Source organism: Chlorogloea sp. CCALA 695 (genome assembly GCF_003003885.1).
Taxonomy (GTDB): Bacteria; Cyanobacteriota; Cyanobacteriia; order Cyanobacteriales; family Chroococcidiopsidaceae; genus Aliterella.
The window spans coordinates 1-15,718 of sequence record NZ_PVWN01000046.1 but is presented as its reverse complement, the minus strand read 5'-3'; the positions used below and the strand labels follow the sequence as shown (position 1 = coordinate 15,718).

The following is a 15,718-nucleotide window of genomic DNA, read 5'->3' as shown; positions in this document are numbered from 1 at the left end:
GGAGATTAAAAAACCTCCGCAGGATCGGCGGAGCGGAGTTTTCGCATGGCGATCGCACCAGAAACGCTGCACATAATAATTGTTAGCACTAATACTGTTACTGCTCGATCTACGGTCATTGAAATTGGTAAAAGTGTAGCTGCATAGGTGACTTGATACAGTCCAAAAGAAAGGGCAAAAGCTGGCAAAAAGCCCAAAATTGCCAGCAATAACGCTTCTTGGGTCAAAACTCCTAGCAAATATAGGTTTGTATAACCCATCGCCTTCAGAGTGGCGTATTCTGGCAAATGGTCAGAGACATCGGCATACAAAATTTGATAGACAATTACGATCCCGACAATAAACCCCACTCCTACACCCAAACCAAATATAAAGCCGATACCCGTACCACTTGCCCAATAGTCTTTTTCAATTTGGGCAAATTCTTCGGTAGTTAACACTTTGACATCATTGGGTAAACCAGTGATTAATTGACTTCGCACTCGCTCAATATCCGCACCGGGGGTTAAATTAATTAAACCAACTTCAATTTCTGCTGGTGTGCGATCGGGAAATAGTTGTAAAAATGTGGAGTCGCTAGTAATAACATTGCCATCCGCCGCAAAAGACGATCCGTTGGTAAACAAGCCTTTGACACTGATAATTTTGTTATTTAACTCTGTTTCTACTGTACCTGTTTGATTAAAAATATCTGCAACTTTGCCATACTCAGGACGACCAGATTGGTCAAACAGTACCTGATTTAATAGCTTTAGCTGGTCTAAATTCCGATTTACTTCAGGAAACTTGAAAGTAGGACTTGCGGGATCGACTCCCCAAACCAAAATTGCCCGACTAACGCGGGTTTCAGGATTTTGCCACTGTCCGGTAGAAATGTATAACGGACTAACTTTATTGACTCCTTCATAACTCAAAGCTTGGTACAACCGCTCTCTTGGAAAGCTTTTGACTGAAAACAATGTCTGAAATTGTGGATTAATTAACACCAAATCTGCTTGCAAGGTGCGATGAGGTTTGGTGGCGGAATCGTACAGCGCACCTTCAAAACCCATTTGAATAAATATCAACACATCGGCAAAAGCAATTCCTGCTATAGCTACAGCTAAACGGGTTTTTTCTCTAGTTACTTGCAGCCACGCTAGAGGGATTTTGTTAAACATAATTATTTTTATGATTGTGGCGATCGCTTCATTGTCCAAAATTTAAAGTCTGCTTCTGGTAAACCACCTGTTCGCACTACTTCAAAACCAAGTCTTTGATAGAAGCGAACTCCGCCTTCGGTTGAGGTTTCTAGGTAACAAGACAATTTTTCACTATCTGCCTGTTTAAGAATTGGTTGCAGCAATAAATTACCTATCCCTTGGCGTTGATAGGTGGGAGAAACACCCAGCATAAATAAATACCAATGAGGCTGAGTTATGTCTTGCTTGTGATGTTTTTCCATCGTCAAGAATAGTGATATTAATTGCCTTAGTCGGTTAAGACGCAGTTTGAAAGGTAAAGTATATAAACCTAATCGCAATAAACGTAAGTCGTTAAGCGGAAATTTGCCTGGAGGTATCCAGATTGCGACTCCTTTTAACTCCTTTGCGGTTGTATAAATATGGTTGTAGGACTGGCTGTAACGCAATGCAGTTTTAGCAAGCAACTGAATTGCACCAAGTCTTGCTTGTTCGCGTTCGGAGGCAAAGTGACGAAAAATCGGGTCGTCATTAAAAGCATGAGCAAGGGTTTTGCTGGCTGCGTCAATTTGAGATATTTCTAAACAAATAACTTCGGTACTCATTTTTGTTCACCACAATAGATCGTTTATAAATGCGTAAAACTTGACAAAATCAATCTTGACAATAGCTACAGCTAAACGGTTTTTTTCTTTTTGTTGTTCCGTCCCACATAGGTAAATGACTTTACAAGATGCGATCGCCAAAATTAACCAAAGATAAGTTTTGCGGCGAAAAAAGCGAAACCAAACAAAAGATGTTTTGTACAGCATGGCTTTGTGTTCTTAGTTAAAGGTTGACAGATGCGCGATCGTCGTTAGAAGTAAGTCAATATCTGCAACTACTTTAAGGGGATTTTTTGCTTGAAAAACTGCTGCAATTGCTGCTTCATAAGAATTCCTACCTGTTTGATTGACTGCTGCAATTGCTGTTTTGTTAGAGAATCCGCGCCCATACACTAGCCAAGCTGCTAAAACAAGCCCAGTACGTCCAACACCTCCACTACAATGCACGACTACTTTCTCTGAATGCTTGTCTGCTTCAAGCAAAAATGGCAATATTTTTCCAGTTAGTGCGTCAGGGTGAGGTATTGTAAAATCGTCAATGGGTGTCCAACAAACTTTTTGATGTCCAAATTTTTGTTCGTAATTACCTAGCAAGTTTGCATAAGGTGCAAGTTGCTTTTTGGGTAGCAAACAGCAAACTCGCTCAATTTTTTGACGTTGCATATATCCAATCCAATCACTCACTTTTTCATTTGCAAATTCAGGCTTAGCAGATCCAAACACGATAATTTCTTGTTTTGATGCCGCAGCAAATCTATACATAATCCCGCTCTATTTTGATGGCGATTATTTACAATGACCATGTCCTTTTTTCTACTGCAACAACTTGAAAGAAGTGTCATTCGTCTATAAACTTATTAATTAGAAACTGACTTTTTATCAACATATTCCTCTAGTTTTCGCTGTCTCATTAGCAAAAATAGCGGTAATCCTAAAGAAACTCCAACGAGCAAGTTACTAGCAATATAAACCCATAAATTTTTCATTCCCAATCGCGAACCTTCCCAGAATATGAAAACCCAGAGGGCTAGCGATGAAACAATCAAATCCATAGCAAAAAAGCTAGAGATGCGATTGACAAATAACTGCTCGAAGAAAAGCTGTAGGTTTAAGCCATGCTCTAATAAAAACGGCACGAATTGGGAATAAGGTAGAATAGTTCCCAGGATACAAAGAATTAAGTATGTAGTTTGAAGCATAAAAATCTCCTTATATCAAACATTCGTTATAAATCAACTTAGAACTCTCAGTAACTTTTGCTGTTGAATTTAGACTGTTGCAAAAATGTTAAACCTTTACTCCTTGAGCGTAAATAAAGTATGTATCTGTAAGTCTTGCCTCGGCTTGGAAGCCAGCTTGAGTTAGTTTGTGCAGCAGAACATCAGGTTGATAATAAATTTTAAATATTTGAAACTCTCGCTCGTCATTTAGCTTGCGCTTTTGGTAAATTTCATTTTTGTTTTGAAGCAGATGATCTTTAGCTGAAGATGTTATTTCAAAATAAGAGTCAATAATCATAACTTTCCCCTTTGGTAGAACTGAGTCATAAACTTTACTTAAAAACTCATCAACTTTTGCGGGGGGAATGTGAGATAGCCAAAAAGAAAAGAAAACTAGATCATATTGTTTGTCTGGTTGCCATGAAAATAAATCTAGCTGCCGATATTCTACGTTAAGAGCGTTGTTTAGTTTTTGGCGATTAATTTCAATCATTTCTTGGGAAACATCTATCGCTGTAACTTGCTTGCCAATTTTTAAAAGTTCTTGTGTCCATATTCCAGTACCGCAAGCTAACTCTAATATCGAATCAACAATTCCCACTTGCTGGACAACATTTTTGAGCGCCGCAACTTCATCAAACCAACGCTGATTTATTTCCAATCCGCGATCATAGCGCCCAATTCGATAAAACCATTCATCATATTCTTTAGCTCTAGCTTTGTAGTAAGCAATTTGTTCTTGAATTGTTTGCTCAGTCATTTTGCTACTCCAATGGATGAAAACAAATTTATTAACATTTTGCCCTACCTCCTAAACCAGTAGAATGTATGCTTAAAACCAACTAAAGATTAATTGCTGTTTGTACTTGCAAATTAGTTAAACCTGTAACACGCTTGCTATCTTGAGGGTTGAGGCGAATTTTTACTTCAACTACGCGGCGATCAAGGTTTTCTCCTGGTTGATTTTTAAATACTTTTTGTTGCTCTACTTGCAAACCAATGTGCGCCACTGTGCCTTTGATTTCACTATCAAAGGCTTGACTTGTAACTACTGCTTGCTGTCCAACTCGCACTTTACCAATATCAGTTTGATAAACTTCTGCTATTGCCACCATTTGGTCAGTTTTTCCCATCTCAACAATTCCGTCATCGCTGAGTTTTTCTCCAGGGTGGGTATGAATTTTAAGAATTTGTCCTGCTATTGGCGAACGAATATAAGCTCGATCCAAAGCCGTTTGAGCGCCTTTAACCGCCGTAACCGCACTTTCTACCCCTGTTTGCGCCGCTTGCACATCTACCGGACGTACTTCGGCGATCCGATTTAAGGTAGCTTTAGCTTGACTTATTTGAGCTTGCAGACTGCTGAAATTGCGGTTTCTAGTGGCGATCGCTTCTTGTAATTGCGCCTCTGTTGTTTCTGCTACCAAGCGCTTGCTATCTAAGTTAGAAGACGCGATCACACCTTGTCCGTACAACTGCCCAAAACGGTTATACTCAGCATTAGCATTACGGACTTCCGATTGCCACCTGGTGATCGCTGCATTTTGAGTTTCGCTGCCACCCTTTAACTCTGCCTCTAACTGAGTAATCGTTGCTTGTTGCGCTTGAATTTCTCCAGTTTTTGCCCCAGCAATTACTTGATTGAGCTTGGCAATAGCGTTTTTTACTTGCTCCTTGGCTTGTTGCAATTCATCGCTCAAGCGATCGCGCGAATCTAAGATTGCCACTACTTGCCCCTTTTTAACAATGTCGCCTTCGGTAACTAATAATTGCTCTAAGCGATCACCATCCAAAGCTACAGGGGCAGCCAAGCTGATTGTTTCTGCTTCTGGCTCTAGCCTCCCTAAAGCCGTTACTTTCTTAGCTGGAGGCGTTGTTAACACTGGTTCTGGGGACGATGGCGTTAGCAATCCTGACTGAGAAATGCCATAGTAAGCGATCGCAGTTGTAGCAGCTATAGCCGCTACAACTAACCCAATTAACTTTTTGTTTTCAGGCAGAGGAAGCGATGGCACATCTTTCATTTTTCCTCTCCCATGTAATTAGCTAACATCTTGCCTACTAAGGCTCCTTGTTCTGTATAAGAAATAGTTTCTTCTCCAAATAACCGCCGCAACATCAAGCCATAGAGCAAATTAAAAATCAGATCAATAATGACTCTATCGGTAATTTGCATATAATCAGCCAGTGCTAAAATTGTTTGTTCATCTACTTCTTTAAACTTTTCTTTAGTAGAGCTATCAGACCAGTCGTTATGTTGGCAAAAATCAATCCACAGCAAAGTTTGCTTGCCTATATGGTCTTCATGTTTGGCAACAAATTGAAATAAGCTCTCAATCCGCTCTTTTAAAGTTGGTGGATTTCCTGCTTCTGCTAAAAAGTGCATCACGTTTTGCCGATCTAATTCTTCCGTCAACTGCAAAAACAAAGCTTCTTTGCTAGCAAAGTAGTGATACAACGTTCCTGTAGACACCCCTATTCCTTGCGCTAACTGCCGCATGGTAATCGAGCTATAACTTTTCTGAGCAAATAAGTCAAAACTTTTCATCAGCAGTTCTTGGCGGTATTGGTCGTGGTCAACAATCTTCGGCATACGGAGCAATAAACTTAATATCTACAATTATCCCCTACCGCTATATTTTATATCGAACATAAGTTATAAAATAACACCTTGTTAATTCAGGTGCAAGGATAATTAATTTTTAAAATTCGCGGCGGGCAAATACTAAAATAGCGATCGCCAGTACCAAGACAATATACACCACTCCATAACCAGCATTAGCCAGTAAGGTCAATGGACTTGGTAACAATTGCGTGCCGTAAACTGCTAAATTTTTTAAGTCTAAACGCGACAAGTCAGGCAATATCAAGTATAGAGTTTGAGTTACACGCTCAAAACCAGGATTTTTACTAATCCGCCCAATATTAACTAAGTCTTGGCTAAAGTTTCCCATCAAATACACGGCAAAAGTTAGCAGTGTTGCGAGTACCGAACTTGTAAACACTCCCAAAGCCAAAGCAAAGGCGGTAATCAAACTTAGCTGCAAAAATAAAAACACCGATGCCAGTAATATACTGACAAGCGAATAAGTAATGCCTTGAAATTGCAATAGCGCCAGATAAATTACCGTCATCACGCCTACAAGCAAGGCTAAAACGCTAGATAAGCCTAAATGTTTGGCAATAATAAATTCAGCGCGACTAATCGGTTTAGCAATTAAAGATAAAACTGTGCGTTTTTCGATTTCTTTACTAACTAACCCCGTACCAACAAACACCGCCACAATTAAACCCAGGACGTTCATCGCGGCGAGTCCAAAATCTAAAAATATTTTATCTTCGGTACTAGCGGCTATTTGAGGAAGTAGCTGCATGACAACTACCATTAGCAACGCATAAAAACCAATAATATATAAAATGCGATCGCGAATTACTTCCCGAAACACATTAGTTCCCATCACAAAAATTCTGCCCAAACTCACTATAAACTTCCTTTAACGAATGGACGCAACAACCGGAATATTGGCAACTCGCAACTGTAATTGTTGATCTGGATAATCGGTAAGCTGCAAGGATAGGCTTTTCACATCGTCAAGTAAAGCTGTAGGAATGCTAACTGTTCCTGTATTATTCCCGTCTGGCGGTAATTCCTCCGGTAAGCCTTCGGTATTGGCGCTCAAAGCTCGTCCGCGATCGTCGGTTATATCCATAAAACTATATAAAAAACGTACAGTTTTATCACCTTTATTTTTAAAATCTAACTTTAATACCAAAGCTCCACCAGCGTACCGAGCCGAAGTAACACTTAAAGTTACGCCAGTAATTGTATTGCTAATGGGAAAGCCTGGTTGAGGCGCTTCGGTGGCAGCTACTAACTGAGCTTTTGGCGCTACAGTATTATTACTTTGGGTAGTTTTTCGTACTTTTTGCGGTCTAACTTTTTTGCCTTTGCCAGCAATTCGGGCTTTGACAGTGTTGAGAATATCTTGCTCTTTCAACATAACTACTGCCCCCTCTTTTTGCGAAGTCGGCTTACGAACTTTGATTTTCGTTGCCGGACGAGCATCGGGTTTAGTAACGCTTTTTAGGGCTTCGCGTCCAATACCGTAAGCAAAAACTGAACTTAGATAACCTGAACCCACCATTAAGGTTAATAATACTAACGTTAAAATTGCCGTTGAATTTAATTTCATTACGCAAAATATATTTTTAGAAAAAATAACAAAACCGTTGTTATGATAATATATGCGATTGGGTAGGTGATGGCTAAATCGTCTATGATAAGCTGCATCCCATAAAATGTAATCTGCGGCAGTTGGCCGAGCGGTTGAGGCAACGAGCTCATAATTCGTGTTAGGCAGGTTCAACTCCTGCACTGCCGATTACAATTATTTTCCTAGGTCAATAAAGCTCAAAAAATATAGGGTAGCCAAGGCGATCGCTACCAACAAATTTTTGTGCCATTTTATAAGTGAAAGTGCTAACATTTGAAATCAAGCTAGGGGTGTCTGATAAGCCAGGCTGAGATAGTCCCTTAGAACCTGAGACTGGGTAATACCAGCGTAGGAAAGCTGTGATTAGAGGTAAGAAATAATGCGGACAGAATGGATTGCCAAACGCCAGGGTCAAAGCAATGTGTCACAAATGCACTATGCTCGTCAAGGTGTCGCCACGGAAGAAATGCAGTATGTGGCAAAGCGCGAAAATCTCCCCGTTGATTTGATTCGGGCAGAAGTAGCGCGGGGAAGAATGATTATCCCAGCAAATATCAACCATCCCAATTTAGAGCCGATGGCGATTGGGATTGCCTCAAAGTGCAAAGTCAATGCTAACATTGGCGCGTCGCCCAACTCCTCAGATTTGGCGGAAGAAGTTGCTAAGTTACATTTAGCAGTTAAGTATGGCGCTGATACTCTGATGGATTTATCCACCGGAGGGGGAAATTTAGATGAAATTCGCATCGCCATTATTCAAGCGTCTTCTATACCTATTGGTACAGTGCCAGTATATCAGGCATTAGAGAGCGTTCACGGCACAATTGAAAGTCTTACCGCCGACGACTTTTTGCACATCATCGAAAAACACGCGCAGCAAGGAGTAGATTATCAAACTATTCACGCTGGGATACTAATTGAGCATTTGCCTTTAGTGCGCGATCGCTTAACTGGAATTGTATCGCGGGGCGGCGGCATTTTGGCGCGGTGGATGTTGCACCATCACAAACAAAATCCTCTATACACCCACTTTAGCGACATCATCGAAATATTTAAAAAGTACGATGTATCCTTTAGTTTGGGTGACTCTCTGCGTCCTGGTTGCGCTCACGATGCCTCTGACGCGGCGCAATTAGCCGAATTAAAAACTTTAGGGCAACTAACTCGCCGCGCCTGGGAAGATGACATTCAAGTCATGGTAGAAGGGCCAGGACACGTGCCGATGGATCAAATCGAGTTTAACGTCAAAAAACAGATGGAGGAATGTTCCGAAGCACCTTTTTATGTTTTAGGCCCCTTAGTTACGGATATTGCTCCCGGCTACGATCATATTACATCAGCAATTGGCGCAGCAATGGCGGGTTGGTATGGTACGGCGATGTTGTGCTACGTGACCCCTAAAGAGCATCTAGGGCTACCAAATGCCGAAGATGTGAGGAATGGGTTGATTGCCTACAAAATCGCCGCCCACGCCGCCGATATTGCCCGTCATCGACCTGGCGCTAGAGATAGAGATGACGAATTATCTAAAGCTCGTTACAACTTCGATTGGAATCGCCAATTTGAACTATCTTTAGATCCAGAACGAGCGAAGGAATACCACGATGAAACTTTACCTGCAGACATATACAAAACTGCGGAATTTTGCTCAATGTGTGGGCCGAAGTTTTGTCCAATGCAAACAAAAGTAGACGCTGACGCACTGACAGAATTAGAAAAATTCTTGGCAAAGGAACCAGTTAAAGCGTAATGGGTAATGGGTAATGGGTAATGGGTAATGGGTAATGGGTAATCAATTCCCAATCCCCAATCTCCAATCTCCTACTTACCCATTGCCCTAAATCGCTCTTGAATATCGGTAATTGTAAAAATTGACTGGAAATTTAAACCCTTCGATTTGTACAACTCCTCTCCTCCTTGCTGTCTATCTACTAGCGCCATTACTTCAGTAACCCTATAACCTGCACCAGTAAGTCTTTCTACCGCTTGCAAGGCTGATTGTCCGGTAGTTACGACATCTTCTAGCACTACTACAGACGCACCCATAGGTAGAGTTAAGCCTTCAATATAAGCCATAGTTCCATGTCCCTTTGCTTCTTTGCGGATAATTAAAGCGGGGATAGGGCGGTGTTCATAAACCGAAACTACACTTACTGCTGTAACAATAGGATCGGCTCCTAAAGTTAATCCTGCTACAGCTTGAGTATTGCTAGAAATCTGAGATAATAGTATCCGGGCGATCGCCACTGCACCTTGAGGATGCAAAGTTACTTGTTTACCATTGATGTAGTAAGAACTTTTTTGCCCTGAAGAAAGCACAAAATCACCTTCAGTATAGGCTAAAGTACAAAATAAATCAAGTAAATGGGATTTTAAGCCTGTTAAATCTGCCTTAACTGCCCAAAGTTCTGTATCTATCTGCTTGGGAATTTGGTTTGTCATCAAAAAAATTTAATAGTTGTAGCAAACCCAAAAATAAGCTAACACTGATGCTAGATGCAACCATAAATAAAATATCTATAAGTGAGGAAAAACATCATGGGTGTAAAATTTAAGAGCTTAACAGGCGCTTTAGTCATTTTTGCAACAGTTTGTATTAGTTCGAGCGCAAAAGCTCAAACTTCCCCCGCTAACCAGTTTTCTCAGTATAAAACTCTCTCTGATCGCTTTGAGCAAGTATTTTATACTAACGACAAAGAGTATTCTAGAAATCGCTCTTTTCTGCGGCAGCTAGATTTTCTCATCGGGATTGGTGGTCTAAATAATTCCTTTGTAGAAAATGAAATTACCGCAGACACTAAAGCTGTTAATGTTCTTTACCGAGATGCGCTGTTACAGCAGAATTCTAGTGATCGCGTAGTTCGGACTAGAGATTTACCCAATCCTTACGACACCTCAATTTTACAATCTCCCCGCGCAGAGGTTAATAGCGAGTCTGAACCTCCACAGCCAGGATTGTAAACAAAAAAGCAATAATAACTTATCCTGGGTTTGGAGCATAAACTATTTATGCTCCAGACTCTATCGATCGCGCAGTGCTAATGAGTCTGAGGAAAACTGCTTTGAAAAGAGCGATCGCAGAAGATGATTTCTCTGTGGTAAAAATTGACTTATTGATTCAAATAATAGCCCTAGCAGCAAATAGTCTTTTTGCTAAACAGCGCCATAAAAGCATTTATACTATCCGCAATGCGCTATTAATTCCAGAAATTCGTAGCCTTGATTACTACTGCATAGTTCTTCAATAGCTACAAACCCTACCCATCGTCGGATGTTGCACCTGGAATATTCAGCAATCAATCTTCCCTACGGTTTGGAATGGTGCGATTAAATAAATTAGTTAGGCTGGAACTGTAAATAACTTAAGGATTTAATGCAACCGTTACGAGTAGTAGTAATTGGAGGTGGTGCGGCTGGCTTTTTTGGTGCAGTTGCTTGCGCGTCATCTCATCCCCATATCCAAGTTACTTTATTAGAAGCTAGTCGTCAGCCTTTAGCCAAAGTCCGCGTATCGGGTGGGGGACGTTGTAACGTTACTCATGCTTGCTTTGAACCTATTAACTTAGTGCAAAACTATCCTAGAGGTGAAAAAGCTTTACAGGGTGCTTTTAGTCGCTTTCAAGCTACCGATACAGTCAAATGGTTTGCAAACCAAGGAGTAAAGCTAAAAACTGAAGCTGATGGGAGAATGTTTCCAACTACCGATAGTTCCGAAACAATTATTGATTGCTTAACAAAAGCGGCTGATTTGGCTGGAGTAGAGTTGCTTACTGGCAAAACTGTAGTATCTGTTGTTAAGCAAACCACAGGGTTTGAAATTGAACTAAAAACCGGAGAGAAAATAAAGTGCGATCGCATTTTACTAGCTACTGGTAGCAATCCTTTGGGCTATCAAATCGCCCAAGATTTAGGTCATACTATTGAACCACCCGTACCTTCACTATTTACCTTTAATATTCTTGACAAGTATTTAAAAGAATTAGCTGGAATTAGCGTGGGTACAGTGCAGCTAAAATTATCGATAGCTAAAAAAACTTTAGAACAAACCGCACCTTTACTTATTACGCACTGGGGTTTAAGTGGCCCTGCCGTACTCAAACTATCAGCTTGGGGTGCAAGGGTGCTGCACGACTGCAAATATCAGGCAACATTACTAATTAATTGGCAACCTGAGTACAGTACCGACCAATTGCGATCGCAATTGCTATCAGCAAAAACAGCGCATCCCAAAAAAGTAATCGCTTTGCAACGTGGTGTTGACTTACCTCATCGTCTCTGGCAGTATCTAATCGCTCGTACAGATGTAGGATTAGACCAACGCTGGGCGGAAATATCCAACAAAAGTTTAAACCAAATAATTCAAGAACTTACTCAAGGTACTTATCAAATTAAAGGTAAGGGAGCCTTTAAAGAAGAATTTGTTACCTGCGGCGGTGTTAATCTCAAGCAAGTTAACTTTAAAACAATGGCAAGCCGTATTACTCCAGGATTGCATTTTGCTGGAGAAGTCTTAGACATTGACGGAGTTACCGGGGGCTTCAATTTTCAAAGTGCTTGGACAACCGCCTGGATAGCTGGAAACGCTTTAGGCAATATAGAGTCTTGAGTTTTGTTTACGAACATTCTTGACGCTAATAACATTCAATAATATTGAATCACTTTAAAATTGCCGAAATATGAAATTTAGCGAAATAGTCCAAAAGCTAGGAGACAGTGCTAATAATAACAGCCTGCCAGATAACGATATTGAGCTTAGTGGCATCGCTGCCATAGATGAAGCCGCTTCTAATACTCTAAGTTACATAGAGGGGGCTAAATTTGCCTCCGAGGTGGCAAAAACGGGCGCTAGTGCCTTAATTTTGCCTTTAGACGAAAACTTGCAAGCTCAAGCCAAAGCACGCGGTATAGCTTGGGTTAGTACCTCCCAGCCACGATTGCTATTTGCGAAGGCGATCGCTTTATTTTACGAGCCTTACCGCCCTACCCCGGCTATTCATCCTACGGCGGTCATTCACCCCACCGCCAATATAGGCAAAGATGTTTATATTGGCGCTCATGTCGTAATTGAAGCTAACGTCCAAATTGGCGATCGCGTTTGCATTCACCCCAACGTCGTAATTTATCCCCAGGTACAGATCGGCAATCGCACCACCTTACACGCCAACTGCACAATTAGCGAACGCGCAGTTATCGGCGCTGATTGCGTAATTCATAGCGGCGCAGTTATTGGTTCTGAAGGCTTTGGCTTTGTGCCGATTCCTACAGGCTGGTACAAAATGGAGCAGTCAGGAATCACCATTTTAGAAGACGGGGTAGAAGTCGGCTGTAATAGCACCATAGACCGCCCCTCGGTGGGCGAAACTCGCATTGGCAAGCAAACAAAAATTGATAACTTAGTCCAGATTGGTCATGGTTGCCGAATTGGGGCAAATTGTGCGATCGCAGCCCAAGTTGGTTTAGCTGGAGGCGTAATTCTAGGAAATCGCGTCATCTTAGCAGGTCAAGTCGGCATCGCCAATCAAGCCAAAATGGGAAATGGTGCGATCGCTGCTGCTAGAGCAGGGATTCTCAAAGATGTTGAGCCTGGAGCAACCGTTTCTGGCACTCCGGCAATTTCCCACAGACTTTATATTAAAGCTGCTGCTATTTACAGTCGCTTGCCAGAAATGTATCAAACTCTTAAGCAATTGCAGAAGCGATTGGGTGAATAATTACAAATATCTGTAAAATACTACTTACTTGGTAGAGTTTGCCTCACCTATTCAACCATTCAAATAAGTCAATATAAAGTCAAAGGCAAGAGACATCAAGCTTAATAGGTTTCAGAACTTGTATTTCGGCTCGATGTAACTCTTACCGCACTTTAAGTAAACATCCATCTTTTTTTTGTAGAACATTAAATTGAGGTAAATCGACTTATGCGGTTAGTACGTTGGCAACCTTTTTCCGAAATGGAATCATTGCGTCGTCAAATGGATCAGATGTTTGACGAAATTGCAGGAGTTAATCGCCAATCTTCTACAGCTTGGATACCTGCAATTGAGATTCAAGATCGTGAAGATAGCTTAGTTTTACGTGCAGAAATTCCTGGAGTTGAAGCCAAAGACTTAGATATTCAAGTAGCGCGAGAAGCCGTAGCTATTAGTGGCGAACACCGCTACGAAAACAAAGCTCAAGAGCAAGGCTTTTTCCGTACAGAGTTGCGTTATGGCAGTTTTGGGCGCACAATTCCCCTCCCAGTTGCTGTAGAAAACAATCAAGTGCAAGCTGAGTTTAAAGATGGAATCTTAAAACTTACCTTACCTAAAGCCCAAGAAGCTAGACATAAAGTTGTGAAAGTTAATTTAGGCGAGGAAAAGCAAGAAACATTACCTAGTTTGGAAACGGACAATCAAAATGTTTCTCATCAAAACCCGTCTCTCAGTTCTAGTAACTAAAATAGCCCTAGCTAATAGCAGTTCTATCTAGCTTCTAAAATACTAATAATCAGGCTTCGGCTCATAAATATTTTATAGAGCCATCACTATAGAACTGTGACACTGAGTGGCTATAATTAGAAGCCGTTAAGTAAAAAAACCTTACTTAACGGCTATTTTATTATGTATACTTAGCTGTAGCTACACGTACATTTAATTTAAGTCTACTTGAGTAAACACAAGGGCAGGACAAATTTTGGGGACGTAATTACTTTCTATACATTCTGCTTCTAAAGCAACATTTTCAACCTCTGCAATATTTAATCCCCAAGTTTTTATCTCTCCTTTAGTTACTTCTTTTGAACCAATATTTTTGCGATCAAGATAAACAGTTAACCGGACTTTGGTTTCTGCACTCACATTGCTTAAATATTTATTAGTATCGTTAATGCCAAAAGCTAGTTTTAAAGTATTAAATTGATTGTTACCATTGCGAGGATTTAGTAAACAATCTACTCCCGCAGGAGTATCAGCTTTTATTTGACTATTTGCAGGATTCTTAAAGTTTTGACTTGCAAGTTCAGCTATTGCTGTAACGGTAGCTTTACCAATAGTTAAGTTTTTGAGTGATTCAACGAAAGATTGGCTATTAGAGTCAGCACTTGTCGTTGAGCATTTAACTTCAGTTAAAGGAATTGGTTCTGTAATTGCTACAGGTGCAGGAGTCGGTTTTGGCAAGGCTATTTGAACTTGCGGGTTAATTTTTGTCGTCACTGTAGGTGATGAAATTTCTGGAAGGCTGGCAGTGTTTGGGGGTGAAGAAACTCTTTGGCTTGATTGGGTTACTTGCACTAAGGGACTTCGCACTACAGTCGGTTTTGAACTTGCGGGAAATCCTGGTGTTGCGGCGGGACTTCGCACTACCGCAGGTTGAGGAGTTGATTTAGGTGCTAGCGGTGTTACTCTAGCTACACTACGGTTAACTACTTGCTGTGTTGGGAGTAACGAACGAGACAAATACAAAGTTGCCACCGCCGTAATGGCGATTAAACCAACAACTAAAGGTAAACTTATTGGTTTATGCTTTGATGACTCCGCTCTGTTATCAATGGTACTTAGCGGTTGAAGTGGAGCAAAATTAGTAGTAGGTAACTGATTTTTAGTTGTATTTGATACTACGGTATTTTGAGAATTAACTTGGATGTTTTGTAAATCGTTTAGTACCTCCTCAACAGATTGATAGCGATCGCGGAAATGGGACTTAACCATTAAGTCTAAAATCCCAGCTAGGCGATCGCTTACTTGGGCATTTTGTCGCCAGAGAATTTCTCCAGTCTGAGTATTTTCCGCAATTTGCTCTGGATACAGCCTTGTTAAAGCTTGAATTGCAGTGATACCTAGCGCATAAATGTCGCTACTAACACGGGGTTTTCCGCCTAATTGTTCGTTGGGGACATAGCCTGGAGTCCCCACAGAAATTGTTGAGTAAGTGTTGTTTTGGGTAGTTGGTAGCTGAATTTCTTTAACTACGCCGAAGTCAATTAAGAAAATTTTGCCGTCTCGTCTGCGCCTAATTAAATTAGATGGTTTAATGTCTCGATGGATAACATTTTGTTCATGAACAAACTGTAAAACTATAAGTACATCTTTTAAAAAGCCAATTACTTGTTCTTCTGTCCATCGCCTATTTGGAGTAATTTCTTCGCTTAGGTCGTGTCCGTCAATAAATTCTTGAACTAAATAAAATTGATTATTTTCTTCAAAGTGAGCTAAAAGTCGCGGTATTTGTTCATGATTACCTAACTTGTATAATATTTCTGCTTCGTTATTAAATAATCTTTGTGCTGCTTTCAGGACATTAGGCGAATTAGAAACTGGTCGTAACTGCTTAACTACACAAATTGGATTACCAGGGCGATCGCCATCTTCTGCTAAATAAGTTTCTCCAAACCCTCCTCGCCCTAAAAGTTTGGTAATTTTATAGCGTCCTCGAAGTATTATTGCAGTTCCCATAAAGTTTATTAATAATTAGTTATATGATGATAGAGATAACTATGTCAAATTTTTTGCATATTAAATAAC

General features: G+C 40.7%; 18 protein-coding genes, 1 tRNA gene and 1 riboswitch. Of the genes, 7 read left to right on the top strand and 12 right to left on the bottom strand.

Annotated elements, in window-relative coordinates:
* Positions 1 to 5: 5 nt before the first annotated feature.
* The 10 genes from devC to C7B70_RS18625 form a co-directional block, all read right to left on the bottom strand.
* Positions 6 to 1,160, bottom strand: a complete 1,155-nt coding sequence (gene devC, locus C7B70_RS18670) for an ABC transporter permease DevC (protein ID WP_106370516.1) — start codon at positions 1,158 to 1,160, stop codon at positions 6 to 8.
* Between the two features lie 8 nt (positions 1,161 to 1,168).
* Complete coding sequence (locus C7B70_RS18665) at positions 1,169 to 1,786, bottom strand: N-acetyltransferase (protein ID WP_106370515.1); 618 nt, start codon at positions 1,784 to 1,786, stop codon at positions 1,169 to 1,171.
* Positions 1,787 to 1,792: 6 nt separating this feature from the next.
* On the bottom strand, positions 1,793 to 1,993 hold the full coding sequence (locus C7B70_RS18660) for a hypothetical protein (RefSeq protein ID WP_106370514.1): 201 nt from the start codon (positions 1,991 to 1,993) through the stop codon (positions 1,793 to 1,795).
* Between the two features lie 12 nt (positions 1,994 to 2,005).
* On the bottom strand, positions 2,006 to 2,548 hold the full coding sequence (locus tag C7B70_RS18655; protein WP_106370513.1) for a dual specificity protein phosphatase family protein: 543 nt from the start codon (positions 2,546 to 2,548) through the stop codon (positions 2,006 to 2,008).
* Between the two features lie 95 nt (positions 2,549 to 2,643).
* Positions 2,644 to 2,985: a DUF2834 domain-containing protein gene (locus C7B70_RS18650; RefSeq protein WP_106370512.1), complete on the bottom strand. Its 342-nt coding sequence runs from the start codon at positions 2,983 to 2,985 to the stop codon at positions 2,644 to 2,646.
* Between the two features lie 88 nt (positions 2,986 to 3,073).
* Positions 3,074 to 3,766, bottom strand: coding sequence for a class I SAM-dependent methyltransferase (locus C7B70_RS18645; RefSeq protein ID WP_106370511.1), 693 nt, complete (start codon positions 3,764 to 3,766; stop codon positions 3,074 to 3,076).
* Between the two features lie 82 nt (positions 3,767 to 3,848).
* On the bottom strand, positions 3,849 to 5,030 hold the full coding sequence (locus C7B70_RS18640; RefSeq protein WP_106370510.1) for an ABC exporter membrane fusion protein: 1,182 nt from the start codon (positions 5,028 to 5,030) through the stop codon (positions 3,849 to 3,851).
* Complete coding sequence (locus C7B70_RS18635) at positions 5,027 to 5,599, bottom strand: TetR/AcrR family transcriptional regulator (protein WP_106370509.1); 573 nt, start codon at positions 5,597 to 5,599, stop codon at positions 5,027 to 5,029. Before C7B70_RS18635 ends, C7B70_RS18640 begins: the two co-directional genes overlap by 4 nt.
* A 109-nt stretch (positions 5,600 to 5,708) precedes the next feature.
* Complete coding sequence (locus C7B70_RS18630; protein ID WP_199192354.1) at positions 5,709 to 6,464, bottom strand: ABC transporter permease; 756 nt, start codon at positions 6,462 to 6,464, stop codon at positions 5,709 to 5,711.
* Between the two features lie 36 nt (positions 6,465 to 6,500).
* The gene (locus C7B70_RS18625; RefSeq protein ID WP_106370507.1) at positions 6,501 to 7,199 is read right to left on the bottom strand and encodes a hypothetical protein; all 699 of its coding nucleotides are present in this window, start codon (positions 7,197 to 7,199) and stop codon (positions 6,501 to 6,503) included.
* A 116-nt stretch (positions 7,200 to 7,315) separates the two neighbouring features.
* Between C7B70_RS18625 and C7B70_RS18620 the strand changes: the two genes are divergently transcribed.
* A tRNA-Ile gene (locus C7B70_RS18620) sits at positions 7,316 to 7,388 on the top strand.
* 108 nt (positions 7,389 to 7,496) lie between these two features.
* Positions 7,497 to 7,592, top strand: a riboswitch (TPP riboswitch).
* 7 nt (positions 7,593 to 7,599) lie between these two features.
* Positions 7,600 to 8,970, top strand: a complete 1,371-nt coding sequence (gene thiC / locus C7B70_RS18615; protein ID WP_106370506.1) for a phosphomethylpyrimidine synthase — start codon at positions 7,600 to 7,602, stop codon at positions 8,968 to 8,970.
* 71 nt (positions 8,971 to 9,041) lie between these two features.
* On the opposite strand, the gene pyrE is transcribed toward thiC, so the two are convergent.
* Positions 9,042 to 9,662, bottom strand: coding sequence for an orotate phosphoribosyltransferase (pyrE, locus tag C7B70_RS18610; RefSeq protein ID WP_106370505.1), 621 nt, complete (start codon positions 9,660 to 9,662; stop codon positions 9,042 to 9,044).
* A gap of 96 nt (positions 9,663 to 9,758) precedes the next feature.
* Here pyrE and C7B70_RS18605 point away from each other — a divergent pair, with 96 nt between their 5' ends.
* From C7B70_RS18605 to C7B70_RS18585, 5 genes are all read left to right on the top strand, one after another.
* A complete protein-coding gene (locus C7B70_RS18605; protein WP_106370504.1) occupies positions 9,759 to 10,181 on the top strand; it encodes a hypothetical protein in 423 nt (140 codons plus the stop codon).
* An 80-nt stretch (positions 10,182 to 10,261) separates the two neighbouring features.
* Positions 10,262 to 10,468: a hypothetical protein gene (locus C7B70_RS18600; protein WP_146134097.1), complete on the top strand. Its 207-nt coding sequence runs from the start codon at positions 10,262 to 10,264 to the stop codon at positions 10,466 to 10,468.
* Positions 10,469 to 10,593: 125 nt separating this feature from the next.
* Positions 10,594 to 11,826 (top strand): NAD(P)/FAD-dependent oxidoreductase, encoded by a 1,233-nt coding sequence (locus C7B70_RS18595; RefSeq protein ID WP_106370502.1) that lies wholly within the window; start codon positions 10,594 to 10,596, stop codon positions 11,824 to 11,826.
* Between the two features lie 70 nt (positions 11,827 to 11,896).
* The gene (gene lpxD, locus C7B70_RS18590) at positions 11,897 to 12,931 is read left to right on the top strand and encodes a UDP-3-O-(3-hydroxymyristoyl)glucosamine N-acyltransferase (protein WP_106370501.1); all 1,035 of its coding nucleotides are present in this window, start codon (positions 11,897 to 11,899) and stop codon (positions 12,929 to 12,931) included.
* A gap of 207 nt (positions 12,932 to 13,138) precedes the next feature.
* The gene (locus tag C7B70_RS18585) at positions 13,139 to 13,657 is read left to right on the top strand and encodes an Hsp20/alpha crystallin family protein (RefSeq protein ID WP_106370500.1); all 519 of its coding nucleotides are present in this window, start codon (positions 13,139 to 13,141) and stop codon (positions 13,655 to 13,657) included.
* Positions 13,658 to 13,849: 192 nt separating this feature from the next.
* Here C7B70_RS18585 and C7B70_RS18580 read toward each other — a convergent pair whose 3' ends face one another.
* Entirely contained in the window at positions 13,850 to 15,649 is a 1,800-nt protein-coding gene (locus C7B70_RS18580) for a protein kinase (RefSeq protein ID WP_106370499.1), read from the bottom strand.
* Between the last annotated feature and the right edge of the window lie 69 nt (positions 15,650 to 15,718).